Origin of the sequence: Pseudoalteromonas sp. SR44-5 (assembly GCF_014163675.1) — a bacterium.
In the GTDB taxonomy this organism is placed as follows: Bacteria; Pseudomonadota; Gammaproteobacteria; order Enterobacterales; family Alteromonadaceae; genus Pseudoalteromonas; species Pseudoalteromonas rhizosphaerae.
In genome coordinates, this window is the sequence record NZ_JACJDT010000020.1 from 1 (window position 1) to 26,661 (window position 26,661).

The following is a 26,661-nucleotide window of genomic DNA, read 5'->3' on the forward strand; positions in this document are numbered from 1 at the left end:
GAATGGCGCCGAAATAAAGAAGGCGCCAGTATAAATTGGATGTTTAATGTTGATTCAGCACGTGAAAAACTAGAGAGAGCTTACGGTGCTCTCAACTAGTCAAAATTTGTGTGACGAAGTACTAGGTCCTAGTGGTTAGGACCTAGTGGCTAACACATTACTCTTGGAAGTAAGTGCCCCAGCCGTCGTATTCTACGTCGGTGTCGATCGCAAGTTGTGCTAGTTTATCAACATCTTCCATTATTACCTCAACATCTAACTCAGCTTCAACAACGATGTCAAAGCCCCAAATCTTACTGCCGTCTTCAAGCTCAAGCTCTGCAGGCTCTTCAACGTCATAGCCTAGTTTAAACGCAGCGAGTGCAGCTTGCTCAAGCTTGACAAAGTCTTCGCAAACAAAGTGATGTTCTACTTCGTATAAGATCTCAGGATCAGAACCATCTTCTAATAACGAAGTTACAATGTCTTCACTAATTTCACGCCAATTTTCCATTACTTTTCTCTCACTTGAGCATCTAATTCAGTTATTCTAGCAGCCATTTTGCTATGAATACGCTTTGCGTGTTCACGTGCTCCAATCGTTTTATCAAGTGGTTCTGGCGCTAACATGTCTATGTAGATTATACCATTGTCCCAGCGATTTAGCTTAATGGTTTTATATGTTGTGCTCATACATACAGGTACTACAGGTACATCCGCATTTAAAGCCGTGTGAAATGCACCTGTTTTAAATGGTAATAAGCCACGTCCGTAACTGCGGGTTCCCTCTGGGAAAATCCACACTGACAGGCCTTTTTGTTTGATTTTATCGGCCGATTTAGTGATCGTGCCAGCCGCTTTAGAGCGATTACCCCGATCAATTAGAATATTGCCCGAAAGCCAATATAGCTGTCCAAAAAATGGGATCCACTTAAGACTTTTTTTACCTAAACTGACACAGTTTTTTGGTACCGCCGCCGGTAAAGTGAAAATATCGTAATTATTTTGATGGTTTGCAACATATACTGCAGGGCCACAACTTTGCGCGTCAGGATGGCGTGTAATAACCACGTTTACACCAAGCATTTTAGCCACTGTACCAAACCAACTTGAAATAATATGTACATTATTTATATGAAAAGGTTTTACTAAACAAAGGAGTAAACCAAATACACAGCTTAATAAAATAAACAATGCCATAATAACAATACGAATAATAGCTAACAAAGAAAACGCTCCAAAAATAATAACGTCGGCATTATAGCGTTATTTTTACCGCTAAACGAGTGTTTAGCGAACACATGTAAGCTTAAAATAATTTTCTGCTTTAAAAACAAACGACCTGCAATAGCAGGCCGTTTTATTCATAGATATAAAAAAAATACTTACTCAGTTTCTGTCGGCTCAATGTCATCATCAATCGCCGTCAACTCTACAACCGCTTCATCGACACGCTGTAAACCACGCGGTAATTTATTACCTCGACGACCACGCTCACCATGATAATGCTCTAAATCACTGGGTTTAAGAGTCAGCTTACGCTTACCTGCATGCAGGGTAACACTGGTACCTTCAGGCACCACTGCCAGCACTTTAACAAACTCTTCACGCGCTTGTACTTTGGCACTTGGGATAGAGATTATCTTGTTACCCTTACCTTTACCTAGTTTTGGTAAATCACGTAATGGGAATAACAACATCCGGCCTTCATTCGATATCGCCATACAGTAATCGTTAGCAACATCATTAACCCTAATTGGCGCTAATAATTGCCCACCTTTAGGCACACTAACCAAGGCTTTACCGTTTTTGTTTTTACTTACTAGATCTACAAAATCAGTAATAAAACCATAACCTGCATCTGATGCCATTAACAGTACTTGTTTGTCTTCGCCCATCACTACATGCTCAAAATTAGCACCTGCAGTGAGGTTAAACCGCCCTGTCATTGGTTCACCTTGGCTTCGTGCCGACGGTAACCCATGCGCATCAGTGGCAAATGCACGCCCAGCAGAATCTAAGAACACCGCAGGTTGATTACTCTTACCACGCGCAGAGGCTTTATATGCATCGCCAGCTCGATAACTGAGCCCTTCAACATCTAAATCATGGCCTTTACCAACACGCGCCCAACCTTTTTCAGACAACACAACGGTTACTGATTCTGATGGGATTAAATCTTTTTCGCTTAATGCTTTCGCTTCAAGACGTTCGACAATCGGTGAACGGCGATCGTCACCATACAGCTCTGCTGCTTCTTGAATCTCTTTTTTTAGTAACGTCGACATACGACGTTCAGAGCCTAAAGTCAGCTGTAATTTATCGCGCTCTTTGGCAAGCTCATCTTGCTCCCCACGAATTTTAAACTCTTCAAGTTTCGCTAAATGACGTAGTTTTAATTCAAGGATTGCTTCGGCTTGGATGTCTGTAATACCAAAGCGTTCCATTAACACAGGCTTTGGCTTGTCTTCGCTACGAATAATCTCAATAACTTCATCAATATTTAAAAAGGCTGCAAGTAAACCTTCTAAAATATGTAAACGAGCCAATACTTTATCTAAACGATATTGCAGGCGACGGCGCACTGTTTCACGACGGAACACCAGCCACTCAGTTAAAATGGTTCGTAAATCTTTTACCTGCGGACGGCCATCAAGACCAAGCATATTGATATTAACGCGGTAATTTTTTTCCAAGTCTGTAGTGGCAAATAAATGAGCCATTAACGGCTCCACTTTAATGCGATTAGAACGCGGAATGATGACAATCCGGGTTGGATTTTCGTGATCAGACTCATCACGTAAATCAGCCACCATAGGCAGCTTTTTGGCATTCATTTGCGCTGCGATTTGCTCAAGTACTTTACCACCAGAACATTGATGTGGCAGTGCAGTAATGACAATATCGCCGTGCTCCTCTGTATAAATAGCGCGCATTTTTATCGAACCACGGCCGGTTTGATAAATTTTACGAATATCCGCTTTTGAAGTAATTATTTCAGCTTCAGTTGGGTAATCGGGAGCTTGTACATGCTCAAGCAATTGATCTAGTTCAGCTTTAGGGTTATCCAATAGCAAACAACAGGCACTGGCTACTTCGCGTACGTTATGTGGCGGAATGTCAGTTGCCATACCCACTGCAATACCCGTAATACCATTGAGTAAAATATGTGGTAAGCGTGATGGTAATACTTGTGGCTCGTCCATTGTGCCATCAAAGTTTGGCGTCCAATCAACAGTCCCTTGGCCAAGTTCTTTTAACAGTACTTCTGAGAACTTAGATAAACGCGCTTCGGTATAACGCATTGCCGCAAATGACTTTGGATCATCTGCAGCACCCCAGTTCCCTTGCCCATCAACTAATGGGTAACGATAAGAAAACGGTTGTGCCATTAACACCATCGCTTCATAACAAGCGCTATCACCATGAGGATGGTACTTACCAAGTACATCACCAACGGTACGGGCTGACTTTTTATATTTAGCCGTTGCCGATAACCCCAGTTCGCTCATAGCGTAAATAATACGACGTTGTACTGGTTTTAGACCATCGCCAATATGTGGCAATGCCCTATCCATGATCACATACATGGAATAATTCAAATAGGCGTCTTCGGTAAAACGCCCCATTGTTTGTTGCTCAATTCCTTGCAATAGCAAGGTATCTGTATCACTCATCAAAGCCTACCTAATTTTTTTTATAGCTTACACGGTAGATCACATTGGCATAATCATCGGAGATCAATAAGCTGCCATCGGCAAGTTCTGCAAAAGCAACCGGACGACCCAATGTTTCTTCGTTTTTCATAAAGCCCGTAATAAACGGCGTGTATTTTATCACACGTCCTTGCTCAATAGTGGCAACTGCCACTTTATATCCAGATTTTTTACTGCGGTTCCAAGAGCCGTGTTCAGCAATAAATAATTGCTGCTTATAAGTAGCAGGAAATTGTTTACCTTGATAAAAATGAATCCCTAATGGAGCAACATGCGCACCCAAGGCTAAAGCTGGGGCACTGTAATCGGCAATATTTTTACCTTTACCAAATTCAGGATCTAAGATGGCACCTGCATGCACATACGGAAAACCAAAATGTTCACCTTCGGTTGTTAAGCGGTTTAGTTCATCCGGTGGAAGATCATCACCCATCATGTCTCTGCCATTATCACTAAACCACATAGCTTGGGTGCTAGGATGAAAGTCAAAGCCAACAGAGTTACGCACACCTTGTGCTAACGTGGTCATTTGTTTGGTGTTTACATCCAATGAAAATATTCGCCCATAGCGCTCATCTTCAGCGCAAATATTACAAGGTACGCCCACAGGAATGATCAGCTCGCCGGTTGGTGAGAAGCGTAAAAACTTCCAACCGTGATGACGTTCTGTCGGTAATGCGTCGTAAACCACTTCATATTTAGGTGCTTTCAATTGTGTATCAATATTTTTGAAGCGAATAATACGTTGCACTTCAGCAACATATAAGTCGCCATCTTTGATCGCTAAACCTGAAGGCATAGTTAAACCACTGGCCACCAAAATTTGTTTATCGGCAACCCCATCACTATTGTGATCAATCAGTGCATATACATTGCCCGCGTTTCGCGAGCCAACATACACAATACCTTTTTTAGATACTGCTAATTGCCGTGCATTTTCCACATCACTGGCAAATATGTTTACAGTAAAGCCATCAGGAACACTGAGTTCTTTAAGGATTTCTTTTGCTGCTAAGGGAGTACTTAGCAAGCCTAATGTTAATACAGAAACTAGTAATTTATTCATCGATTTCTACCCTATTACGGCCATGATCTTTTGCGGCATATAACGCTTTGTCTGCTTTTTTAAATAAATCTTTAAATGAGCCTAGTTGCGCTTGCTTTTGCGCCACACCAAAACTTGCAGTGACTTTGATCTCATTTCCATCACTGATTATACGTTCTTTTTCAATCTCAGTTTTAATTCGATAAGCAATTTCAGTGGCTTCAGCTAAAGTGGTATTGTTGAGTACCACTAAAAACTCTTCGCCACCAATGCGCCCTAGAATATCATTCTCTCTGATCGCTCGCAGAGATGTATTCGTGATCGCTTGTAACACTAAATCCCCTGCCGGGTGGCCAAAATCATCATTAATGTTTTTAAAGTGGTCTAAATCAAAAGCAATCAAACAAAAATTGTGATCATCTTTTTTTAACTGTTGCCACTGTAACTGAGCAAACTCTATTATTTTACGTCGATTAGCCACACCAGTTAAAACGTCCGTATTGGCTAGCACACTAAATTTGCGCTTTAAACGATATTGTCGCCATGAAAAGATTAACAGCAATAAAAATAATAATAGTACGCTTAGCATAATGGTTTTTTGTAATGCTTGCTGTTGCTTAATTTCTTGTAATGCAAATTCGCTAAGTTCTTTATCTTTTTCAAGCAGCTGTCGTTCAATTTCTACTTGTTTAGTATCAAACTGAACTTGATAGCGAGAACGGGATAACTCGCGCACTTTATTATAATGTTGAGCATTTAAAGCGATAAGATCTTGCTGATGTAAGTACGCCTGCTGATAATCTTGTTGCTGCACCGCAAGCTGAGTAAGCAAGCGGGTTAACTTCAATAGTGATGTGATACTGTTTTCTATCGGAATTTGCTTCGACAACTGCTGCGCTTTAGTTAAGGTTATCGTGGCTTGCTCAGGCAAATTCAGTGCTAACTCAATACCTGCTTGAGTATAGAAGTGGTTAGCAATGGTAACTACATCTTCAAGCCTGTCAAAATATTGATTACTCAATGACAAATAATGGCTAGCTTGAGCCATATCTTGTTCTAATAAATATGCTTCCGCTAAGATAATATAACCGTAGTACACTAATTTTTCATTGGCTAACTTTTTGCTCAACGTCAGTAATTTCTGACTACTTGCAATCGCCTCTTGGCTGCGCCCCATCTTTAAATAAACTTTAGCTAAATGAAAATACGACACTAAACTGTCAAACGCTAAGTCATGTTTTAAAAAATAATCTAATGCCTTAGTTTGCACTTCAATTGCTTTGTTGTAATCAAACAAATATTCGTACGATTTTGCCATTGTTGATTCTATGTAGGCTAAATCAAGTAAACTTCCACTACGCTTAATAATTACATAACTTTTATAGAAGTAATCTAATGCCCGAATATCATCATGGTTATACACATAAAAATTAGCTAAAGCGCCATATACATCACTTTTTAGCTTATCATTATCAAGTTGTTCAACTAGCTCTTTAGCTGTCATTAAAACTGCTAATGATTTTTCAGTTTGCCCAGTAAAATTGTAAATATCCGATTTTACTAAGTAGTAGCTTATCAGCGCATCACTACTTAGTGAGTTTAGCTGCTTCGCTATTTGCTGTTCCAATTCAATGGATTTAGTTATTTCACCATTTAATAAGTAATTTTCAGCTAAATTGAGTTGTAACCTTGTGCGTTGTAACACTGTTAAGCGACTCGTATGCTCTACTAATAATAGCGCTACAAACTCAATGGCTTGGCCTGGATCCTGAATGCTTTTTTCGTGGGCGGTATGCAGTTGTGTTGTTAACCATTGCTCATCAAAAGCGGTTTTTTGCTGTGCTTTTAAAGGTGCGCAGTACAAGTACAAACAAGTAACAAGAATCGTTAATAAAACTAAACTGTTTAAATGTTTAAAACAACTCCCTTGCTGTACTTGCATGGCATTACACCCTTGAAAAATCACACTTGAGCACGATTACCGTGGTCTTCTAACCATTGACGACGATCTGATGAGCGCTTTTTCGCCAGCAACATATCCATCATTTCCATGGTTTCAACTTCATCTTCTAAGGTTAGCTGAACTAAGCGACGAGTATTAGGATCCATGGTCGTTTCGCGTAGTTGCAGTGGGTTCATTTCCCCCAAGCCTTTGAAACGCTGAACATTTACTTTACCGCGTTTTTTCTCTGCTTCAATACGCGCTAGGATGCCGGATTTTTCATCTTCATCAAGGGCATAATAAACATCTTTACCAATGTCGATTCTAAACAACGGTGGCATAGCTACATATACGTGACCCGTTTTCACCAACGTTGGGAAATGACGAACAAATAGTGCACACAACAAAGTCGCAATATGCAGTCCATCGGAGTCAGCATCCGCTAAGATACAAATTTTATTATAGCGCAACGAAGAGATATCAGTTGAGTCAGGGTCGATACCCAGCGCCACAGAAATATCATGCACCTCTTGTGACGCTAAAATTTGCCCAGACTCAATTTCCCACGTATTCAAAATTTTACCACGTAGTGGCATTATTGCCTGAAACTCACGATCACGTGCTTGTTTAGCTGAGCCACCAGCTGAGTCACCTTCTACTAAAAATAGCTCTGTACGGTCGTTATCTGCAGCGCTACAGTCGGTTAATTTGCCCGGTAATGCGGGACCTGCGGTAACACGCTTACGCACCACTTTTTTGGCTGCGCGAAGACGTTTCTGTGCATTAGAAATACATAACTCTGACAGTAACTCAGCAGTATCGGTGTGCTCATTTAACCATAAACTGAATGCATCTTTTACCACCCCAGATACAAATGCCGAGCACGAACGAGAAGATAATTTCTCTTTGGTTTGACCGGCAAATTGTGGATCTTGCATTTTCACTGATAAAACGTAGCTACACCGTTCCCAAATGTCATCGGGGGTGAGCTTAACGCCACGCGGCAGTAAGTTTCTAAATTCACAAAACTCACGCATAGCCTCAAGTAAACCTTGTCGCAAACCATTTACGTGAGTACCGCCTTGCGCAGTTGGTATTAAGTTAACGTAACTTTCAGCTATCGATTCACCGCCTTCAGGTAACCAAACAACCGCCCAATCAGCACCTTCCGTTGAACTTGAAAACTCACCGGTAAATGGGTCTTTTGGCAGTACTTCGTAACCTTTAACAGCTTCGTTTAAGTAGTCTTTAAGGCCTGTTTCGTAATACCACTCTTGGGTTTCTTTGGTTTGTTTATTAACAAACTTAATACGTAAACCTGGGCAAAGTACGGCTTTAGCTTTTAATAAATGATGTAATTTAGTCAACGAGAAATTAGCTGAGTCAAAGTAGCTTACATCAGGCCAAAAACGTACAGTTGTACCTGTATTACGTTTACCTACGGTGCCTATAACATGAAGATCTTCAACTTTATCACCGCTTTCAAACGCCATCATGTATTGTTGTGCATCGCGGCGCACAACCACTTCAACGCGCGTTGATAATGCATTAACCACGGAGATCCCTACCCCGTGCAAACCACCTGAAAATTGGTAGTTTTTATTAGAGAACTTGCCACCAGCATGCAGCTTGGTAAAAATCAATTCGACCCCAGGAATACCTTCTTCTGGGTGAATATCGATAGGCATACCACGGCCATCATCGCTAACTTCTAGCGAATTATCTTCATGCAAAATGACATCAATTCTAGTGGCATGTCCGGCCATGGCTTCATCGACACTGTTATCAATAACCTCTTGTCCTAAGTGATTAGGACGGGTGGTGTCGGTGTACATACCAGGGCGGCGTTTAACAGGTTCTAACCCATTTAATACTTCAATGGCTTCGGCGTTATAATTTTGCTGACTCATAGTTTTTATCTTTTATGCGCTTAGCTATGTTTTACGTGATTTTAAGAAAATCTACAATACTAGCAATGGAGTCATCAAAGCCAACAAAGCTATGATCACCACCAAATTCTATCTGTTGCTTGCATTGTGAATAATATTTAACGGCCTGCTGATAATCCAGTACTTCATCACCCGTTTGCTGTAATAAGTACAGTAATGATGGGCGCTCTAAGCTAGGTATCGACAGTGATTTTAACGCGTTAATATGACTATTGTTGAGCTCGTAATGGCTATCCTGATAGGGATTATAGTTCGGCCCTAACAAAGAACTCAACAATAAATAAGGCTTAACCGCAGGGTTTATAACCACTGCTGGTAACTGATATTTTTGCGATAAATAAGTGGCGTAAAAACCACCTAAAGAACTGCCAAGTAATACAGTATTTGGCGTTAATAATTGTTCAATTTGAATTATCGCATGAAACGGTTCATGGCTTAGCCGTGGCACACAATAATCAACGTCATAGTGTGCCATATACTCAGCAAAGCGGACAGCTTTAAATGAATGTTCGCTGCTATTAAAACCATGAATATAAATTACTCGTTGGGCCACATCAGTTCCGAGTTAATTAATAGATTTGCACTGTTTGTTGGCTTTGATATTGTCAACAATCGATAACCAGGCCCCGCATTGTGTTGCTGCCAGTCATCGGTGTGTTTAGTAAACTGCACTGAGCTTGCTGGCGTGGCAAAAATCTCAATACTTCTGAATTTAAATTGATAGTCATTGTGAACATGACCATGAAATAACTGCCTTACTAGCGCGCTATTATGCAATACATTAAGTAGTTGCGGGCCATTTTCGAGCATATGCTTGTCTAGGTAACCATTAATAGGTAATGGATTATGGTGGCAAAAAGCCACGCTCGGCGACTGTGAAGTCGCTAATAAATCAGCGAGTTCATTTAAATCGGCTTCGCTTACCCAACCTGCTGGTGTTGGCCCTTTAGAGCTAATTAACAACACTTCAAAGCCATCGGCAATTAATCGTTTTGCGCTATTGATTTGACCACCAGAAATACGCTGCATCGCACTGATATCATCATGATTACCAGGCAGCCAAAAAACAGGGCAAGTAAGCGCAGAATCGGCAATCAACTGAGCAAACAACAAATATGATGCAAAACTGTGATCTTGGGTTAAATCGCCACCAAAGATCACAGCGTCTAATGACTGGTGTGCCATATCAGCAAGCGCGCGAGAAAAGTGCTCAGCGGTATTGACCGCAAAATACTCCCCTTGTGGGTCTGCAAATAAGTGACAATCGGTAATATGCGCTAAGCGCAGCTGAGTATTATTGAACTGCGCCGACTCATCAAACCAGGCCATCATTTATATCCCAGTTAAGTACCGCTCGACCACTTTCAACACACGCCACTAACCAATCATACAAAAACGCATTAAGTTGATATTTTTCATCTTTTTGATGCATTTGCGGATTAGGGTAACCATATGAAGGTTTGATCCTTTGATGGTAATCATGGTGAATTATTTCAGCAACTTTTGCATCGTGATATAAACGCACAGTTAAAAACAGCGGATTAACCCCTTTTAACATACCGGTTAATTGGGTTATTGAAATATCCATCGTGTATTTAGCACAGCCATCCACCTTAATTACAAACTGGTTATTACCCAATTGTACTTGACGTGTATTGCCTTCTTTGCGCTCATTGGGCAGCAATTTTAAAGCACGTAAGTAGTTATGCTCACATAACGTCAAGTATTTAGGAAGACTCTGAATATATCGTTGTTTCACTGCAAGTGCTGTCACATTACCGCCATAAAGTTAGAGGTTAAGGGTAGTCTATTACTATTTTAGCTGCGCTGATTAATTATACGTTCGCGATTAAGCGCTAACCACTGCAATGAAATTACCGAGGCAGCATTATCTATCTCACCGGTTGCTAAACGCGCCATTGCATCATCAAAACTGAGAATATGCGTTTTAATATCTTCACCTTCAGTTGCAAGTCCATACACGTCACTTTGTAGCTGACTTAAATCAGTTTTTGCAAGATAAAGATGTAACCGCTCAGTAGTCCCTCCTGGGCTTGACAGGTACGATAGCATAAATTCCAATTCGCTCAGTACTAAGCCCGCTTCTTCAAATGCTTCGCGCCTAGCGACATCTTCATAATTAGTACTGCCATCGGTCATGCCTGCTATACATTCTAATAACCAAGGTGACTGTTTAGTTCTTATCGCGCCAATACGTATTTGTTCTATCAATAAAATACTATCTGCTATGGGATCATACGGTAAAACTGCAACCGCGTCACCGCGTTCGAGTATCTCACGACGGATAGTCTCTGATTGACCCCCCGCAAATAATGCATGTTCAAACTGATATAAGTTAATATTAAAAAAGCCGCTATAAAGTACTTCTATAGGAGCAATTTTAACGTCTTGTTTGGTAAATTTTGTGAGCTTTTCATCAGCCATGAAGTTTCCTATTACACATGCTATTACTTGAATTTAAACCTAGATACTTACTATCATGTCCGGGGATTATACCCAAACCACCTCAAGATGCAGAATCCAGCGTTTCACAGGGGCTTAATATCAAGGCGTTACTTTGCAACAATGGCAGTCCCTTTTAAGAAGTAACAACGATGAGAGTAAGTTCCTGTGAAACGCCCAGGGGGTTGGTTTAAAAGCGATTTATACTGCGTTATTGATTTTAATAATAGAACCACTATAACTTACAATCAATGCCTTGCCTAAATCGCTTTTAATTCCAACTGAAACTGACATATTGAGGTGGTTTGGGTATATATTCTGTTACACTTGTTTACGCTGTTTTACGCAAATTTTTTTTTGTTCTTAAGTAAAACAGGTTACCATGCTTTTAGAACGTAAATTGTCTAAGGACTGAACGAATAATGAAAAAAAACATTCTTGCTGCGCTGATTGGTATATCTTGCGCATTAACTGCCACAGCGTCAAATGCTGAAGACTTATTACAAGTTTATGAAATCGCCACAGCTAACGATCCTACTGTTTTAAAAGCAAAAGCCCAAGCAAACGCACAAGCTTATAACAGTGACCGTGCAATGAGCGCATTATTGCCACAAATCGGTTTTTCTATGGGGTATGATAAAACCGATAGCACATCATTTAATGGTACTGATGCGGCAGGTTACACCAAGGTCGATAGCGATTCAGATACATTCAGCCGTGGTCTTAAACTAAGCCAGACACTGTTTGATTTAGGTGCATGGAATTCACTCGGTATTGCAGACAAACAAGCGTTGCAAGCAGCTGCTCAATATGACTTTGCCAAGCAAGATCTCATTGTTCGTGTTGCTGATGGCTATTTCAACGTATTAAGTTCGATTGATAACTTAGAATTTGTACAATCTGAAAAACGCGCTATTGAACGTCAACTTGAGCAAACCAAACAGCGTTATGCAGTAGGCTTAACGGCAATTACCGATGTGCATGAAGCGCAAGCACAATTCGATAACTCGGTTGCCCGCGAAATCGTTGCCAGAAACGGCGTTGAAACTGCCCGTGAGCAGCTTCGCGAAATCACCGGTAAATATCACGCTAAGCTGGATATGTTAAACACTGAGACTTTCTCTACAGTTCAACCAGCAAAAAAATCACCCGATTATATTAAGCTTGCAGAACAAAATAATTTAACTCTGCAGGTCTCTAAAGTAACGGTTGATATCGCTAAAGATCAAATTGATTTAGCACAAGCGGGTCATTACCCTAAGCTGACTTTAGATGCCAGCTACGGTGATACACTAACTGATAGCAATAGCAACACTGCCCGTCCACGTGGTGATAGTACAAATATTGGCATTAACTTTAGTGTGCCAATATATTCAGGCGGTGCTACTACTGCAGCGACTGAGCAGGCACGTGCTTTTTATGTTGCTGCAAGTGAAGATCTTGAAGCTAGTCTACGTGGCGTAACCCGCTCGGTGATCACCTCTTATAATCAAGTAGTATCAGATATTGCGACCTTTAAAGCCCTTGAACAAGCAGTAGTTTCTGCTGAAAGTGCATTAAAAGCCACTGAAGCTGGTTTTGAAGTGGGTACTCGTACTATTGTTGACGTACTGGTCAGTACACAAAACTTATTTAACGCCAAACGTAACCTCGCTGATGTACGCTATCGCTACGTTGTATCAACGCTACGCTTAAAACAAGCAGCGGGCACGTTAACAAGTAATGATTTACAAGCCATCAACCAAGGTTTAAAAGAAATCCAATAAAGATAAGCTTAACATTACTCATTTAAAAGCCAGCAACTTGCTGGCTTTTTTGTATTTTTTTATTCATCCAGTTAAACTAGCTTCTTTTGCATATGAGATACTTCTGTGGTCAACAACTCCCCATTTAAATGGTCTTTCTTGGGCCCTCGTTATTGGTTTACTTGGTTTGGCGTATTTATTTTGTATATAATTTCTTGGCTACCGCAGAAATTACAACTTGCATTGGGCCGACTGCTAGGTCGCTTAGTCCATCGTTTTATGAAAAGTCGTCGCCATATTGCTGAAGTCAATATTAAACGCTGCTTTCCAGATATGCCCGCAGCCGAACAACAAGCATTAGTACTTTCTAACTTAGAAAATACCGGTATAGGTATGATTGAAACAGCCATGTCATGGTGGTGGCCTGATTGGCGTGTAAAAAAAGTTTGCGGCTCGGTTAAAGGGCTTGAATACTTTGAGCAAATACAACAATCTGGTAAAGGGATTCTAATGATAGTCCCACACATACTGCATCTTGAAATGGCAAGCCGTGTCATGGGATTACACTATCAAGGTATTGGTTTTTACCGCCCCCATAATAATCCGCTAATGGAATATTTTATTACCAATGGTCGTTTACGCTCAAATGAATTTGTGGTTGGCAAACGCGATGTTAAAGGCCTACTCAAAGCCTTAAAAAATAAAAAATTATGTTATTACTTACCCGATCAAGATTATGGCCGCCAACGCTGTGAATTTGCACCTTTTTTTGCAGTTCAAGATACCGCAACTACCACTGGGACTTTGCTATTTGCAGCCAGTAAGCACTGTGAAACCGTCAGTCTTATAAGTCGACGTGACGAACAGGGAAAATATCATTTAGAAGTACGCCCTATGCTTGAAGACTTTCCATCTGGCGATAACCTCGCCGATGTGACTCGTGTAAATCAACGCATTGAAGAAGCTATTAATGCCGCACCAGAACAATATATGTGGGTTCATCGACGCTTTAAAACTAGGCCGGATGAGAACGCCCCCTCTTATTACAAGTGACAACGCCGCTGTAATATGCTTTTATTAGTAAATATAAATACAAGAGTATGAGCCATGTGGTTTTGGGTTAAGCATTTATCACTAGCTGCTATTTTAATTGCCGCAGCGATTTATTTTTTATTAGGTCATGGCCCAGTCATGGACATGAAAGATACTAAAAATGCGGCTGCGCAAGGTTTATCACGTTTTTATTCATCGTTACGCAACCAGGTAAATAAAAGCAATGAACGCGATAAATACGTACTTAAATTAGCTAATCCGAATATAAATATAGATGCGGCGCTGACCGAGCGCGCTAAAGTTGTTGAACCATCCTCACCAAATTGGACTGGTGAGTTAATGCCGAGACGCTTTGAAAATGGCTCGACTTTAAAAAAAGTATTAACTGATTACGCACGCGATGAAGATATCGTTCTGTATTGGTATTTAAGTAAAGACTATGTGATCAAAGAACACTTTCGAGTGGATAGCAATTTTAATTCAACGCTTTATCAAGTTGGCCGGGCGATCAATGATGACTTTGAAAACGAAGTTTATACCTTCTTTTGTTTTAAACAGCGAGCAGCCGTGATCACCGAGCTGCCCTCTGAATATGTGCGCGAAAACTGTAAGCGCCTAAGAAGTTAAGCGCTTAACTCAAATATCTGCTGCCATGCTTGTGTAACAAATGCGATGTCTTTCGCAAATTCAGCTTTTGTTACACAACGTCCCTGCTGATCTAGACTCAACACATGATAACGCGAGCGATAATCAATATAGGCTGTAATAAGCCCTTGCTTGATCTCATCACTAATACAACCAAGCCTTGCTGCATCGGTTAAAATCCTTACGTTGTCTGAGTAAGTAGTTAGTTGCTCCAAGCTATAAGCGTTATCAAGCACTAAATATTGAGTCAGAAACTCAATATCAGCAATGCCGCCAGTATCTTGTTTTAAATCAAACTCAATATCGTTGCCTTTCGCTAAATGTGTGCGCATTTTTTCACGCATGGTGATCACATCGTCTTTAAGCTTTTGCGGGTCGCGCTGCTGGCACAAAATGCCTAAGCGAATTTGTGCAAAGCGCTGCTGTAATTCGGGTTGCCCAAAAATCATCCGAGAACGCACTAGCGCTTGATGTTCCCATGTCCAAGCTTGCGTTTGCTGATAGTGGTTAAAGCTCTCAAGATTGATTGCCATTAACCCTGAGGCACCTTCTGGGCGTAACCGCGTATCTAGTTCATATAAAATGCCCGACGCCGTTCGAGTATTAAATAAATGCATTAGTCGCTGTGCTAATTTTAAATAAAACTGCCGTGAATCAATCGCTTTAGTGCCATTAGTTTGCTCTGAGCCATCACTATTATGTACAAAGACTAAATCGAGATCAGAATCATAACCCACTTCAAAACCACCGGTTTTACCATACGCTATTACGGCAAAGCCCTTGTGCTCTTCATCAGTATTAGGCGGAATACCAAAACGCTGCGCCATTTGTTGCCAAGCAAGGTTCACCGCTTGCTCAACTATCGCTTCGGCTAATGCTGTTAAATGATCGCTTACTTTCATTACATCTAACACACCGGTTGCATCAGCGGCAGCAATACGTAGTTGATGGGTTTGTTTAAACTGACGCAGTGCTTCCATTTGCTGTTCTAAGTCTGCGCTATCAATTCGTAAAAAATACTGTCGTATTTCGTCTTTATATGCAGTTAGTGGTGTAGGCTTATACAGCACCGCAGGATCGATAAGCTCATCAAGTAAAATCGGGTAACGCGAAATATGCTCACCAATCCATTTACTATGACAACACAACGAAACAAGCTGTTTTAACGCGCCTTGGTTTTCAAACAGCAACTCTAAATAGGCTGTTCGTGAAATAACCTTGCTTAATACTTGGCAGATCATACTAAATACGTCACCACTTGCTTGACTGTCTGATAGTTGCTTTAGCATTAATGGCATGAGTTTATCGAGAATATCACGGCCACGATGACCAATTTTAGTTTTCGTTAAGCGGGCTTTAAAATCTTCTAATGGTATTTGCCATGCATCATTTGGGTCGGTTAAAACACTAATATCGGTGTGTTCCCAAGCACTTATAAAAGCACTTTCGCAAGGATCGACTGGCTCACTTTCATAACCAATAACTTGTTCAAATTCACTGTGGATGCCAGCCATAATGTCATTTATTTGCGCTAAAGATGCGCTGAAGTCACTCTGCTCTAACAGGTAATTTAGCCGTTGTTGGTTCAGGCCATCATCTGGCAATGTTTGCGTTTGTTGATCTGCAAAAATCTGCAAATATTGCTCAACTCGCCTTAAAAACAAATAATTGTGGCGTAATAGTTTTGCTTCATCTGCGCCAATAACTTGAATATTTACTAATTCAGCTAACGCTTTTTGTAATGATTGTGTTTGTAAATTGGCTTCACGCCCACCTCGTACCATTTGCAATGCTTGCACCACAAACTCGACCTCACGAATCCCACCAGCGCCTAGTTTTATATTGTTGGTTAAGCGCTTACGGCGTACTTCTTGAGCTATCATTTGCTTCATTTTACGCAGCGATTCAATCACTGAAAAATCGATATAGCGACGATACACAAAAGGCTTTAATAACTGATAAAATTCATCACAGTAGTGCGTTTGAGGGCCAATTAAACGTCCTTTGAGCATCGCATAGCGTTCCCACTCACGGCCTTGATCTTGGTAGTAATCTTCCATGGCATTAAAACTCATCACCAAGGGGCCGCTTTCACCAAAAGGTCGCAGCCGCATATCGACCCTAAATACTTGTCCATCAACCGTTGTTTGATTAAGTGCGGCAATCAGCTTTTGTGCCACTTTAGTGTAAAACACTTGCGCTTCTAAAGAGCGCCGCCCACCTTGAGTTTTTACACTACGCGGATAAGAAAAAATTAAATCAATATCTGACGAATAGTTAAGTTCTTGGCCACCTAACTTACCCATTCCTAATACCAACATCGCCAGTGGCAGTTGTTGCTCATCGAATGGTTGCCCATTAATCTGAGCAACCTGGGCAAATGCCCAGTTATTGGCACTATCAATTAGCTGATCGGCTAAAGCCGAGATATAGCCAATACTATCGGCTATATCATTGCTGTAACATAAATCTAAACACGCTACTTTTAGCCAATAGCGTTCCCTGTAACGGCGTAAAATTTTATGGCACTGCGCTTCATCAACCTCGGTAAGATTTAAGTCTTGAAATGGGTTAGGACTATCTCGCAAACTCATTTGAGTATCACTGAGCAACATCTCAATTAACTGCGGCTGAGATTGCAGGCAACGCCAGGCAAAGTCACTCAAACCTAACAAATTAATAATTAATTCATTAGCAGGAAGCTCTGGATATAGCTGAAAAAAACGTTCGCTGCCTAAGCCATGCAGTGCTGTTGGGAGTTGTTCGCCTGGTGTCATCAAATACTCTCTTTTATATCAGTCGTAACCGTACTAGAATAGTTAACATAATAATAACCACCCTAGGTTCTCAATGTCATATTTATCTTTATCTAACACTAGTTTACTCGCGATTGCTATCTGTTTTATGGTTATTTGTTTAGCTGTTATTTGTTTGCGGGTAGTAAGTCAACTCAAGGCTAAACAAGCATTAAAAGAAGAACTTGCTCAACATGACAATTTTGCTCTAGGAATTAGTTTTGCGTCAGAAATTAGTGTAGTGATCGCGACTGTAGCATTTTTATTTGATGAAATTAGTATCAGTGCAGCCCAATCAAACCCGCTTAAGATGATTGTACTGATAGTACTGTTGTTTACTTTTATTAAAGTAGGCCACTTGATCCACCGCAAGTGGATTTTGCACCGCTTTAATGAAGAAGCCGCCATACTAAAACAAAATGTCTGTGCCGCGTTGGTAGATTCAGGCATGTTGATCGCTAACTGTATTATTACATTAGGGCTATACAGCTGGTCTCATACCCAAGGGTTTAGCAGCTTACTAATTGCTTTTGTCAGCTTCTTTTTACTGCAAACTATTTTTGCCTTAGACAGTAAATTCCGTGAATATCGCTTTGCTCGCGCCAATCAAGGGGCGTCATTACAAAGTAACTTTAATTTAGAAAACACCTCTATTGGCATTCGTTATGCCGGTAAATCCATTGGCCTTGCATTAGCTATCTATGCGGGTCTTGCCAGTGCCACTTTTCACAGTGGTAAAATGGTTGAGAATTTATTCACATTAGCTTTACATTGCGGCACTATGTGGTTATTACTGTATCTATTAACGACTATAATCAAGTTCATCTCTTTGCCAAACATTGATACTGAGCTTGAAATTGATCATCAGGATAATATTGGAATAGCTTGCATTGAATTTGCTGTTTTCAGCGCTATAGGCTATTTACTAATAAGTATGTTTTCAATTTAATATTGAAAATGACGTAATACGTGGGGCCTTATGCCGTTTGAAGTAAATAACTATCTACTGATCGATAACGACAGTGAATTCAGCCGGCAATTCACTGAACATTATTTTGCTCAGCCACACGGCACCAGTCCAAGTACCCTTGTTGTTGCTGGTGCAAATACCCGTCACTTGGTTAAATTAATGTTTGACCAGTTGATCAAAGATTATTGCTACTGCGACTTTAGTAATGAAATTAGCGTGTCAGAACTGGCGAGTTATTTACATGAACACCATGATATTGCCGGTGTACTATACAATCAAACGGATTATTTATTAGCTGATGATAAACAACGATTTATATTCAATTCATTACATTCTGTACGGTTTTTAATTAAAGAGATTGATGATGGATACCTGTTTGAACCAGTCACAGACTTAGCACAAAATAATCACTTATCATGTCAAACCGAAATAGCCGAAACACCGCAAAATTTAGACGCATTATGTGAAAAGCTTAATAATTAGTTAAAATAAAACTTAACTAATTATCACTGACTCACAATAAGTATTTGCACCAAAGAGATGACTTACATACCATAACGATATTAGCTATTTTTGTTGAAGGTCATCATGAGAGTTCCTCATATTTATCAAGCAAGTCCTATTGTAATTGCCACTGCACTTCAGTTAGAAGATGATGCAGCAGGCCACATAGGTCGCGTATTACGGATGAAAGTCGGTGAGCATATTTCGTTGTTTAATGGCCAAGGTGGCGAATATCTTTGCGAACTCATTGAAGTAGGAAAAAAATCAGTCGTTGCAATGCCGCTTGAATTTAATGAAAAAGATGTTGAATCACCGCTGAGCATTCACCTAGGCCAAGGGATTTCTCGTGGTGACAAAATGGACTTTACCATTCAAAAGTCTGTTGAATTAGGGATCACTGAAATCACCCCTATTTTCAGTCAACGTTGTGGCGTTAAATTAAGCGCCGAGCGACTTGCAAAAAAACACCAGCAATGGCAAAAAATAGCGATTGCTGCAGCAGAGCAATCTGGTCGTAACCGGATCACCACGATTCATCCACCGATAGACATCAGCCAATGGCTTGCACAAAGCAGTGATGAAATTAAGCTTACCCTACATCCTCGTGCAGATCACAGTATTAAAACAATCAAAGTACCTAGCGCTGGCGTGCGATTTTTAGTTGGTCCTGAAGGTGGCTTCACTGATGATGAAATTGCCCAGACCAAACAACAAAATTTTGTTGATATCCGTATCGGCCCACGCGTGCTGCGCACTGAAACTGCCGCTTTGACAGTCTTAAGTGCACTACAGCTACAATTTGGCGATTTAGCTAATTGAAATTAGCAAAACCACCCTCATATCAATAGCAACAGATTCAGTAAGGCAACGAACATGGCAATTAAGTTAGGTATAATTTCAGATCCGATCAGCGGATTCAATATCAAAAAAGACACCGGTTTTGCAATGATGATGCAAGCCCAAAGCCGTGGCTATGAAATTTACTACATGGAAATGAATGATCTTTCATTGCGTAAAGGCAAAGCGTATGCCACAGCCGCAAAAGCAACCGTGTTCGACGATACAAACCATTGGTATGAGCTGGAAGAAAAAGCCAGTATAGCACTTGCTGATTTAGATGTTATTTTAATGCGTAAAGATCCACCGTTTGATACTGAGTACATTTACGCAACCTATATTTTAGAACGCGCCGAACTTGAAGGCACGCTTATTATTAATAAGCCACAAAGCCTGCGTGATGCGAACGAAAAGTTATTCACCGCATGGTTTAGTGAGCATACACCTGACACTTTAGTAACCCGTTGTAAGCACCAGATCCGCGCATTTTTGGCTGAACATAAAGACATCATTCTAAAACCTTTAGATGGTATGGGTGGCGCCTCTATTTTCCGTGTGACTGAAAATGATGCCAACATTGGGGTTATTTGCGAAACACTCACCGAACACGGTAGCCGTTTTGCCATGGCACAAAACTATATCCCAGAGATCAAACAAGGTGATAAACGCGTATTGGTGGTCGATGGCGAAGTGATCCCATATTGCCTAGCCCGCATTCCACAAAATGGTGAAACACGTGGTAATTTAGCTGTTGGCGGTCGTGGTGAAGCACGCCCAATCAGTGATTCAGATCGTAGAATTGCCGAAGCCGTTGCACCAACATTAAAAGCGAAAGGGCTTATTTTTGTAGGTCTTGATATCATTGGTGATAAGCTAACAGAAATTAATGTTACAGCGCCTACCTGCGTAAAAGAAATCGAAGCTGCCTATGATATTTCAATTACTGGGCGCTTATTTGATGCCATAGAAAGAAAACTGAGCCATACTTAAATTTACTAACAATAAAGGGGTATCGTTATGCAATCATTAGAAAATCATTTTTTAATCGCAATGCCATCAATGCAAGACCCTTTTTTTAAACGTGCTGTCGCGTATATTTGTGAGCACAATGAAGACGGGGCTATGGGGCTGGTGATCAACCAGCCGATCAATATTACTGTCGGCGACTTGCTCGACAAAATAGAGATTGATAACGACAAATCCACCCACGCAGCAAGTGTTGCAGTATTTGCTGGAGGACCTGTAAAAACCGATCGTGGTTTTGTACTGCATTCTCCAAAAGCAGGTTATAGCGCAAGCCAAGAACTTAGCAGCGAAATCATGATAACCACATCCAAAGATGTGTTAGCAAGTTTAACCACAGCCCAAGCACCAGAACAGTTTATTATTACACTGGGCTATGCGGGTTGGGAGCAAGGCCAGCTCGAACAAGAGCTACTCGAAAATTCATGGCTAATTATAAAAGCCGATCCTGAGATTATTTTTAACACACCGATAGAGCAACGCTGGGAAAAAGCAGTCGCGACGCTCGGTTTTGATATTAGCCAATTAAGTTCGGAAGCTGGCCACGCATAAGCGTGGTCAACCACAATTTTAAAGCACAGAGATAGCATGACTAAAAAACAACTAAAGCCCAAAGGTGAACGCACCGTGATGGGCTTTGATTTTGGCACCACCAGCATTGGTGTTGCTATCGGCCAAGAACTAACAGGAACCGCATCGAGCCTAAGCGCTATCAAAGCCAAAGATGGTATTCCAAATTGGGATTTTATTAAAAAGCATGTCGATGAGTGGCAACCTGATTTACTGGTGGTTGGATTACCGCTTAATATGGATGGCACAAATCAAGAAGTCACCTTTAAAGCTAAAAAGTTTGCCAACCGCTTACATAATCACTATGGACTGCCTGTAGAGACCCAAGACGAACGTTTAACCACAGCAGATGCTAAAGCACGATTATTTGAGCAAGGTGGTTACCGTAGCTTAGGTAAAGGGAATGTGGATAATATGTCGGCTGTTATTATTTTGGAAAGCTTCTTTGAACAAGCTTACGGCTAACTAACGAGTTAACAATCCGTTTAACTAAAATCCTACACGCATTTACTTTTTATTATGCTACAAGGTGAATATTACTGACTAATACTCACCTTTTAGGTAATGCAATATCAATGAGTTAATTATTTACCCTACTGATTTTTAGGGTCCAACCCATCAATGGTTGCGCCTTGTAAAAAACCAGCCCCTTGCTGTTCATTATTTCGAAGCTTAATCATCAAACGTAAATCGTTAGGTGAGTCAGCGTGATGCAAAGCATCTGCATAGTTGATACGTTGCTGTTTATAGAGCTCAAATAACGCTTGATCAAAGGTTTGCATACCCATATCTTTCGCTTTAGCCATGGCTTCTTTAATGCCGCCAATGTCGCCTTTTTTGATAAGCTCGCCGATAATCGGGGTATTCAATAAAATTTCGATAGCAGCTACTCGACCATTGCCATCGGCTGTAGGCACTAGTTGTTGTGCTATGATAGCTCGTAAGTTTAAGGATAGATCATATTTTAGCTTATCGTGCTTTTCTTTAGGCACTAAATGCATAATACGGTCAATTGCTTGGTTAGCGTTATTGGCATGTAATGTAGCAACACATAAATGACCGGTTTCAGCAAAACTAAGTGCGTATTCCATGGTCTCTTGCGAGCGTATTTCACCAATTAAAATGACATCGGGGGCTTGGCGTAATGAGCTTTTTAACGCCGCCTCAAAACTTTCCGTATCTAAGCCAACTTCACGCTGAGTAATAATACTTTTGCGATGTTCATGGACAAACTCAATCGGGTCTTCAATGGTCAAGATATGCCCACGTTGATTACGATTACGGTAACCTAATAATGCAGCCAACGACGTTGATTTACCGGTGCCAGTACCACCGACAAACAGCACTAAACCACGTTTAGCCATGATCACATCAGTCAATGTCGACGGTAGACCAAGCTCAGCAACATCAGGAATTTGCGTAACAATACGGCGAATAACCATACCCGCGCAATCTCGTTGCCAAAATGCCGAGATCCTAAAGCGCCCTTCATCGGTAGCTATGGCAAAGTTGCACTCTTTAGTACTATGAAACTCTGCTTTTTGTTTTTCACTCATCGCTGATTCAACTAATTGCAGCGACTCTTCGTCTGATATTTTTTCGTCGCCAAGTGCAATTAGTTCGCCATTAATCTTTGCGCTGACTGGCAATTGGCTCGATACGAATAAATCCGAACCCTGCTTTTCAATCATCAAATGTAAAAAGTAATCAAGAGAATGTGTCATTACTGCTCCTTACTCGGGCCTAGCCGCCGAAATTATTTTTATCTTGTGCTTTAGCACGCGCTTCAGCATTGGTAACAACACCGTGATTCACTAAATTGATTAAACACTGATCCATGGTTTGCATACCATGCGATGCGCCAGTTTGAATCGACGAATACATTTGCGCAATTTTATCTTCGCGGATAAGGTTACGGATCGCAGGCACTGCAATCATGATTTCATGTGCTGCGACGCGCCCGCCACCAATTTTTTTCAACAGGGTTTGTGAAATAACTGCGCGTAATGACTCTGAAAGCATTGAGCGGATCATACTTTTTTCTTCACCAGGAAACACATCGATAATACGGTCAATGGTTTTCGGGGCTGACGTAGTATGCAATGTACCAAATACTAAATGGCCGGTTTCAGCAGCAGTCATGGCAAGGCGAATAGTTTCTAAATCACGTAGCTCACCAACCAAAATCACGTCTGGATCTTCACGTAAAGCACTGCGCAGTGCATTAGAAAAACTATGCGTATCGCGATGCACTTCACGTTGATTAATTAACGATAGTTTATTGTCGTGCACAAACTCGATGGGATCTTCGATGGTTAAAATATGATGATGCTTGTGTTGATTTATATGATCCACCATCGCAGCCAAGGTGGTCGACTTACCAGAGCCTGTGGGTCCTGTTACCAACACTAAACCACGCGGCGTATCTGAGATTGTTTTAAATATATCTGGCGCACCTAAATCATCAAGCGTCAGCACTTCACTGGGAATGGTACGAAATACAGCTGCGGGGCCTCGATTTGAGTTGAAGGCATTAACACGAAAACGTGCTAAGTTCGGCACTTCAAACGAAAAATCCACTTCAAGGTTTTGTTCATAGTCCTTGCGTTGATTATCGTTCATAATATCGTAAACTAGGCTGTTAACATCTTTGTTTTCCAGCGCTGGTATATTAATACGTCGCACATCACCATCAACACGGATCATTGGCGCAACCCCTGATGATAAGTGTAAATCTGATGCTTTGTGCTGCACACTAAAGGCCAATAATTCGGTAATATCCATTTATGACTCCACAACTAACTGATAATTATATGGTTACAATAGCAGAACGACTTAAGTCCGCCTATGCTAGAATTGCCCTAGCGGCAAAAAAACATCATCGTAATGAACACGATGTCTGCTTGTTGGCAGTATCAAAAACCAAACCTGCTGATTTCATTCTAGCGGCTTATCAACAAGGTCACCGAGAATTTGGTGAATCATACGTTCAAGAAGCTGTTGATAAAATAACCCAATTAGCAAATTATAGCGATATTGTTTGGCATTTCATTGGCCCAATTCAATCAAATAAAACCGCCCTTGTTGCCAGCCACTTTGATTGGGTGCAAAGTATTGAACGTGAAAAAATAGCGCAACGTTTAAACGATCAAAGGCCCGCAGATAAAGCCCCTTTAAAAGTACTGATCCAAGTAAATATCAGCTTAGAGGACTCAAAATCAGGCTGCCACCCCGATAAACTTGCAAGCCTCGCTGAATTTATTCACCATTGCCCGCATTTAGAATTGCGTGGTGTCATGGCAATCCCAGCAAAAACTGACGATCCACAGCAACAAATACAATATTTTGAGCAATTACGTGCTTGCTTTGATAGACTTAAAGCCCAATATCCTCAAATAGACACCCTGTCGATGGGGATGAGTGGTGATGTCGAAGCTGCGATTGCAGCAGGCTCAACCATGGTACGCATCGGCACGGATATTTTTGGCCAACGAAGCTAAGGTGATAACTAAGATATGTCAGATAAAACAATTGCATTCATAGGCACAGGTAATATGAGCTACGCCATTATTGGCGGCATGGTAAAAAAAGGATTTGCTGCATCGAGTATTATTGCAACAAATCGTAACCAAGAAAAACTCGCTAAGGTAGCAGCGGATTTCGGGGTTAAAACCACCGCAGATAACAACGAAGCACTGCGCGATGCCGATGTTATTGTGTTGTCTGTAAAGCCGCAAATGATGGGTGATTTATGTCAATCATTTCAAGATTCGGGTATCGACTTTAGCGATAAGCTATTTATTTCTGTCGCCGCAGGCTTAACGGTTAAGCGGTTACGTGAAATGCTCGGACAAGACGTTAAGATGGTACGTTGTATGCCAAATACCCCGTCTTTATTAGGGCGCGGTGTATCAGGTTTATTTGGTGCCGGCGAAACCGAGCAAGAACATACTTTTGTGCAACAAGTATTTGAATGTACAGGTATTGCGGTATGGGTTGAGCAAGAGTCACAAATTAACGATGTTATTGCTGTTACGGGGTCATCACCGGCTTACTTTTTCTTATTTATGGAAGCCATAGAAGAAAAAGCCAAAGCACTTGGCTTTAGCGATGAAGACGCGCGTCGCTTAGTACAGCAAACAGCATTAGGTGCAGCTGAAATGGCGGTATCACAACCTGATATTAGTATTTCACAATTGCGTGCTAATGTGACATCAAAAGGTGGCACCACGCATGCAGCTGTTGAACATTTAAAAGCACACGGTCTGACTAACACTGTCGCCGATGCAATGGATGCCTGTATTGCTCGCGCGGAACAAATGGAACAAGAACTTTAAAAGCACTTTGCTGCTTTTAGCCCTATTTATGTTTAAGGTTTTTAATTAAGGTACGTTATGAACGCCATGCAATTTTTAATAAGCACACTATTCGATCTATTTTTAATGGTCGTATTAATGCGCTTTTGGCTACAAGCCGCCAAGGCTGATTTTTACAATCCGTTGAGTCAGTTTGTGGTCAAAGCTACTTCATTTGCTGTTAATCCACTGCGTAAAATTATTCCAGGGTTAGGTGGCCTAGACTTAGCTTCGTTATTACTGGCGTTCATTGTCGCTGCTGCAAAAATTACTGCGCTGATATTTTTAGTAGGCGCGACATGGGAAGTTGGATTTGTACTTTTAAATGCGCTAGTAACGGTGATTAAAGAAGGCTTAAACTTACTGTTTTGGGTATTAATTATTCGCGCGTTATTAAGCTGGGTAAGCCAAGGCAACAATCCAGTAGAAGCGGTATTTCAGCAGCTAACTGAACCAATGTTAAGACCTATTCGTAAAGTGTTACCGCCACTGGGCGGCTTAGATCTATCAATTTTAGTGTTAATTATCGCGCTGCAATTTGCCCAGTTTTTGTTTATTGATTTAGTCGGCTAACCTTATCATTAACACAGAGGCCTACTAGGCCTCTTTTTTTAAGAGTCATTTATGAAAAAGCTCGCAAGTATTTTATTCTTTGCATTAGCAGGTATTACCTTTAGTGCCCACAGTGAACAAATGCAAGGCGCACAATACAAAGAACTCGGCCCATGGCAAGTACATTACATTGCATTTCCGTCAACCTTTATTCAACCACAAATAGCCAAAACCTATGGCCTAGAACGTAGTGGTTATAAGGGCATTGTCAATATTTCAATCCTTAAAAAAGATACCGATGCCACAGCGCAAACGGCCATTCTTAAAGGCACTGCTAAAAACCTACTTGGTAATAAGCAAACCTTGGACTTCAAAGAAGTCATCGAAGGCGATGCAATTTATTACCTCGCGCAAGTTGATTTTACTAACGAAGAAATTCTGCGCTTTGAAATTGAAATACAACAAGGTAATCAATTTCAAAAGCTGCAGTTCCAGCAAAAATTTTACGTAGATTAATT

The 26,661-nt window shown here is 40.9% G+C and carries 26 protein-coding genes; 13 read left to right on the forward strand and 13 right to left on the reverse strand.

Annotation, left to right across the window (positions count from 1 at the left end; all coding sequences use genetic code 11):
• Nucleotides 1–157: 157 nt before the first annotated feature.
• The 10 genes from rraB to H5154_RS12260 form a co-directional block, all read right to left on the reverse strand.
• Nucleotides 158–493, reverse strand: coding sequence for a ribonuclease E inhibitor RraB (gene rraB, locus H5154_RS12215; RefSeq protein WP_182718447.1), 336 nt, complete (start codon nucleotides 491–493; stop codon nucleotides 158–160).
• Nucleotides 493–1,206, reverse strand: coding sequence for a 1-acylglycerol-3-phosphate O-acyltransferase (locus H5154_RS12220; RefSeq protein WP_149981260.1), 714 nt, complete (start codon nucleotides 1,204–1,206; stop codon nucleotides 493–495). Before H5154_RS12220 ends, rraB begins: the two co-directional genes overlap by 1 nt.
• A 158-nt stretch (nucleotides 1,207–1,364) precedes the next feature.
• Nucleotides 1,365–3,656: a DNA topoisomerase IV subunit A gene (gene parC, locus H5154_RS12225; protein ID WP_182718448.1), complete on the reverse strand. Its 2,292-nt coding sequence runs from the start codon at nucleotides 3,654–3,656 to the stop codon at nucleotides 1,365–1,367.
• Between the two features lie 10 nt (nucleotides 3,657–3,666).
• Nucleotides 3,667–4,761, reverse strand: coding sequence for a sorbosone dehydrogenase family protein (locus H5154_RS12230; protein ID WP_182718449.1), 1,095 nt, complete (start codon nucleotides 4,759–4,761; stop codon nucleotides 3,667–3,669).
• On the reverse strand, nucleotides 4,754–6,682 hold the full coding sequence (locus tag H5154_RS12235; protein ID WP_182718450.1) for a GGDEF domain-containing protein: 1,929 nt from the start codon (nucleotides 6,680–6,682) through the stop codon (nucleotides 4,754–4,756). Before H5154_RS12235 ends, H5154_RS12230 begins: the two co-directional genes overlap by 8 nt.
• A 20-nt stretch (nucleotides 6,683–6,702) precedes the next feature.
• Nucleotides 6,703–8,592: a DNA topoisomerase IV subunit B gene (gene parE / locus H5154_RS12240; RefSeq protein ID WP_182718451.1), complete on the reverse strand. Its 1,890-nt coding sequence runs from the start codon at nucleotides 8,590–8,592 to the stop codon at nucleotides 6,703–6,705.
• A 31-nt stretch (nucleotides 8,593–8,623) separates the two neighbouring features.
• Nucleotides 8,624–9,184, reverse strand: a complete 561-nt coding sequence (locus H5154_RS12245) for a YqiA/YcfP family alpha/beta fold hydrolase (protein WP_182718452.1) — start codon at nucleotides 9,182–9,184, stop codon at nucleotides 8,624–8,626.
• Nucleotides 9,169–9,960 carry a metallophosphoesterase gene (locus H5154_RS12250; RefSeq protein WP_182718489.1) on the reverse strand — a complete coding sequence of 264 codons (792 nt, stop codon included), beginning with the start codon at nucleotides 9,958–9,960 and terminating at the stop codon, nucleotides 9,169–9,171. Before H5154_RS12250 ends, H5154_RS12245 begins: the two co-directional genes overlap by 16 nt.
• A complete protein-coding gene (locus H5154_RS12255) occupies nucleotides 9,947–10,405 on the reverse strand; it encodes a DUF1249 domain-containing protein (RefSeq protein WP_182718453.1) in 459 nt (152 codons plus the stop codon). Before H5154_RS12255 ends, H5154_RS12250 begins: the two co-directional genes overlap by 14 nt.
• A 44-nt stretch (nucleotides 10,406–10,449) precedes the next feature.
• Complete coding sequence (locus H5154_RS12260; RefSeq protein ID WP_149981265.1) at nucleotides 10,450–11,076, reverse strand: NUDIX domain-containing protein; 627 nt, start codon at nucleotides 11,074–11,076, stop codon at nucleotides 10,450–10,452.
• 440 nt (nucleotides 11,077–11,516) lie between these two features.
• Here H5154_RS12260 and tolC point away from each other — a divergent pair, with 440 nt between their 5' ends.
• The 3 genes from tolC to H5154_RS12275 all read left to right on the forward strand — a co-directional run bounded on the left by tolC (nucleotide 11,517) and on the right by H5154_RS12275 (nucleotide 14,519).
• Nucleotides 11,517–12,860 (forward strand): outer membrane channel protein TolC, encoded by a 1,344-nt coding sequence (tolC, locus tag H5154_RS12265; protein WP_149981266.1) that lies wholly within the window; start codon nucleotides 11,517–11,519, stop codon nucleotides 12,858–12,860.
• 105 nt (nucleotides 12,861–12,965) lie between these two features.
• Complete coding sequence (lpxL, locus tag H5154_RS12270) at nucleotides 12,966–13,892, forward strand: LpxL/LpxP family Kdo(2)-lipid IV(A) lauroyl/palmitoleoyl acyltransferase (RefSeq protein WP_182718454.1); 927 nt, start codon at nucleotides 12,966–12,968, stop codon at nucleotides 13,890–13,892.
• 54 nt (nucleotides 13,893–13,946) lie between these two features.
• Nucleotides 13,947–14,519, forward strand: coding sequence for a TcpQ domain-containing protein (locus tag H5154_RS12275; RefSeq protein WP_182718455.1), 573 nt, complete (start codon nucleotides 13,947–13,949; stop codon nucleotides 14,517–14,519).
• On the opposite strand, the gene glnE is transcribed toward H5154_RS12275, so the two are convergent.
• The gene (gene glnE, locus H5154_RS12280) at nucleotides 14,516–17,314 is read right to left on the reverse strand and encodes a bifunctional [glutamate--ammonia ligase]-adenylyl-L-tyrosine phosphorylase/[glutamate--ammonia-ligase] adenylyltransferase (RefSeq protein ID WP_182718456.1); all 2,799 of its coding nucleotides are present in this window, start codon (nucleotides 17,312–17,314) and stop codon (nucleotides 14,516–14,518) included. The two genes, H5154_RS12275 and glnE, sit on opposite strands and share 4 nt — an antisense overlap.
• Nucleotides 17,315–17,387: 73 nt before the next feature.
• Between glnE and H5154_RS12285 the strand changes: the two genes are divergently transcribed.
• The 6 genes from H5154_RS12285 to ruvX all read left to right on the forward strand — a co-directional run bounded on the left by H5154_RS12285 (nucleotide 17,388) and on the right by ruvX (nucleotide 21,701).
• Complete coding sequence (locus H5154_RS12285; RefSeq protein ID WP_145234948.1) at nucleotides 17,388–18,281, forward strand: hypothetical protein; 894 nt, start codon at nucleotides 17,388–17,390, stop codon at nucleotides 18,279–18,281.
• A 30-nt stretch (nucleotides 18,282–18,311) separates the two neighbouring features.
• Nucleotides 18,312–18,785 (forward strand): hypothetical protein, encoded by a 474-nt coding sequence (locus H5154_RS12290; RefSeq protein ID WP_145234946.1) that lies wholly within the window; start codon nucleotides 18,312–18,314, stop codon nucleotides 18,783–18,785.
• A 105-nt stretch (nucleotides 18,786–18,890) separates the two neighbouring features.
• Nucleotides 18,891–19,625 (forward strand): 16S rRNA (uracil(1498)-N(3))-methyltransferase, encoded by a 735-nt coding sequence (gene rsmE / locus H5154_RS12295; RefSeq protein ID WP_182718457.1) that lies wholly within the window; start codon nucleotides 18,891–18,893, stop codon nucleotides 19,623–19,625.
• Nucleotides 19,626–19,679: 54 nt separating this feature from the next.
• On the forward strand, nucleotides 19,680–20,633 hold the full coding sequence (gene gshB, locus H5154_RS12300; protein ID WP_145234942.1) for a glutathione synthase: 954 nt from the start codon (nucleotides 19,680–19,682) through the stop codon (nucleotides 20,631–20,633).
• A gap of 27 nt (nucleotides 20,634–20,660) precedes the next feature.
• Nucleotides 20,661–21,218, forward strand: coding sequence for a YqgE/AlgH family protein (locus tag H5154_RS12305; RefSeq protein ID WP_145234940.1), 558 nt, complete (start codon nucleotides 20,661–20,663; stop codon nucleotides 21,216–21,218).
• A 36-nt stretch (nucleotides 21,219–21,254) separates the two neighbouring features.
• Nucleotides 21,255–21,701, forward strand: a complete 447-nt coding sequence (gene ruvX, locus H5154_RS12310) for a Holliday junction resolvase RuvX (protein ID WP_145234938.1) — start codon at nucleotides 21,255–21,257, stop codon at nucleotides 21,699–21,701.
• 128 nt (nucleotides 21,702–21,829) lie between these two features.
• Here ruvX and H5154_RS12315 read toward each other — a convergent pair whose 3' ends face one another.
• A complete protein-coding gene (locus H5154_RS12315) occupies nucleotides 21,830–22,960 on the reverse strand; it encodes a PilT/PilU family type 4a pilus ATPase (RefSeq protein ID WP_182718458.1) in 1,131 nt (376 codons plus the stop codon).
• A 19-nt stretch (nucleotides 22,961–22,979) separates the two neighbouring features.
• Nucleotides 22,980–24,020, reverse strand: coding sequence for a type IV pilus twitching motility protein PilT (locus tag H5154_RS12320; RefSeq protein ID WP_145234931.1), 1,041 nt, complete (start codon nucleotides 24,018–24,020; stop codon nucleotides 22,980–22,982).
• A gap of 2 nt (nucleotides 24,021–24,022) precedes the next feature.
• On the opposite strand from H5154_RS12320, the gene H5154_RS12325 reads away from it, so the two are divergent.
• From H5154_RS12325 to H5154_RS12340, 4 genes are read left to right on the forward strand one after another with little or no spacing between them, the layout of a single operon-like run.
• Nucleotides 24,023–24,736, forward strand: a complete 714-nt coding sequence (locus H5154_RS12325; protein WP_310736240.1) for a YggS family pyridoxal phosphate-dependent enzyme — start codon at nucleotides 24,023–24,025, stop codon at nucleotides 24,734–24,736.
• A 15-nt stretch (nucleotides 24,737–24,751) separates the two neighbouring features.
• Nucleotides 24,752–25,573 carry a pyrroline-5-carboxylate reductase gene (proC, locus tag H5154_RS12330; protein WP_182718460.1) on the forward strand — a complete coding sequence of 274 codons (822 nt, stop codon included), beginning with the start codon at nucleotides 24,752–24,754 and terminating at the stop codon, nucleotides 25,571–25,573.
• Between the two features lie 57 nt (nucleotides 25,574–25,630).
• A complete protein-coding gene (locus H5154_RS12335; protein WP_182718461.1) occupies nucleotides 25,631–26,164 on the forward strand; it encodes a YggT family protein in 534 nt (177 codons plus the stop codon).
• Between the two features lie 51 nt (nucleotides 26,165–26,215).
• Nucleotides 26,216–26,659 carry a DUF4426 domain-containing protein gene (locus tag H5154_RS12340; protein ID WP_145234922.1) on the forward strand — a complete coding sequence of 148 codons (444 nt, stop codon included), beginning with the start codon at nucleotides 26,216–26,218 and terminating at the stop codon, nucleotides 26,657–26,659.
• The last annotated feature ends 2 nt before the right edge of the window (nucleotides 26,660–26,661 follow it).

Coding starts and splice junctions, on each gene's coding strand:
- H5154_RS12275 (WP_182718455.1), top strand. CDS start 13,947: ATGTGGTTTTGGGTTAAGCATTTATCACTAGCTGCTATTTTAATTGCC.
- H5154_RS12315 (WP_182718458.1), bottom strand. CDS start 22,960: ATGACACATTCTCTTGATTACTTTTTACATTTGATGATTGAAAAGCAG.
- H5154_RS12305 (WP_145234940.1), top strand. CDS start 20,661: ATGCAATCATTAGAAAATCATTTTTTAATCGCAATGCCATCAATGCAA.
- gshB (WP_145234942.1), top strand. CDS start 19,680: ATGGCAATTAAGTTAGGTATAATTTCAGATCCGATCAGCGGATTCAAT.
- proC (WP_182718460.1), top strand. CDS start 24,752: ATGTCAGATAAAACAATTGCATTCATAGGCACAGGTAATATGAGCTAC.
- H5154_RS12335 (WP_182718461.1), top strand. CDS start 25,631: ATGAACGCCATGCAATTTTTAATAAGCACACTATTCGATCTATTTTTA.
- H5154_RS12325 (WP_310736240.1), top strand. CDS start 24,023: ATGACTCCACAACTAACTGATAATTATATGGTTACAATAGCAGAACGA.
- H5154_RS12290 (WP_145234946.1), top strand. CDS start 18,312: ATGCCGTTTGAAGTAAATAACTATCTACTGATCGATAACGACAGTGAA.
- H5154_RS12260 (WP_149981265.1), bottom strand. CDS start 11,076: ATGGCTGATGAAAAGCTCACAAAATTTACCAAACAAGACGTTAAAATT.
- rraB (WP_182718447.1), bottom strand. CDS start 493: ATGGAAAATTGGCGTGAAATTAGTGAAGACATTGTAACTTCGTTATTA.
- H5154_RS12320 (WP_145234931.1), bottom strand. CDS start 24,020: ATGGATATTACCGAATTATTGGCCTTTAGTGTGCAGCACAAAGCATCA.
- rsmE (WP_182718457.1), top strand. CDS start 18,891: ATGAGAGTTCCTCATATTTATCAAGCAAGTCCTATTGTAATTGCCACT.
- ruvX (WP_145234938.1), top strand. CDS start 21,255: ATGACTAAAAAACAACTAAAGCCCAAAGGTGAACGCACCGTGATGGGC.
- H5154_RS12235 (WP_182718450.1), bottom strand. CDS start 6,682: ATGCAAGTACAGCAAGGGAGTTGTTTTAAACATTTAAACAGTTTAGTT.
- H5154_RS12340 (WP_145234922.1), top strand. CDS start 26,216: ATGAAAAAGCTCGCAAGTATTTTATTCTTTGCATTAGCAGGTATTACC.
- tolC (WP_149981266.1), top strand. CDS start 11,517: ATGAAAAAAAACATTCTTGCTGCGCTGATTGGTATATCTTGCGCATTA.
- glnE (WP_182718456.1), bottom strand. CDS start 17,314: ATGACACCAGGCGAACAACTCCCAACAGCACTGCATGGCTTAGGCAGC.
- H5154_RS12250 (WP_182718489.1), bottom strand. CDS start 9,960: ATGGCCTGGTTTGATGAGTCGGCGCAGTTCAATAATACTCAGCTGCGC.
- parC (WP_182718448.1), bottom strand. CDS start 3,656: ATGAGTGATACAGATACCTTGCTATTGCAAGGAATTGAGCAACAAACA.
- H5154_RS12230 (WP_182718449.1), bottom strand. CDS start 4,761: ATGAATAAATTACTAGTTTCTGTATTAACATTAGGCTTGCTAAGTACT.
- parE (WP_182718451.1), bottom strand. CDS start 8,592: ATGAGTCAGCAAAATTATAACGCCGAAGCCATTGAAGTATTAAATGGG.
- H5154_RS12285 (WP_145234948.1), top strand. CDS start 17,388: ATGTCATATTTATCTTTATCTAACACTAGTTTACTCGCGATTGCTATC.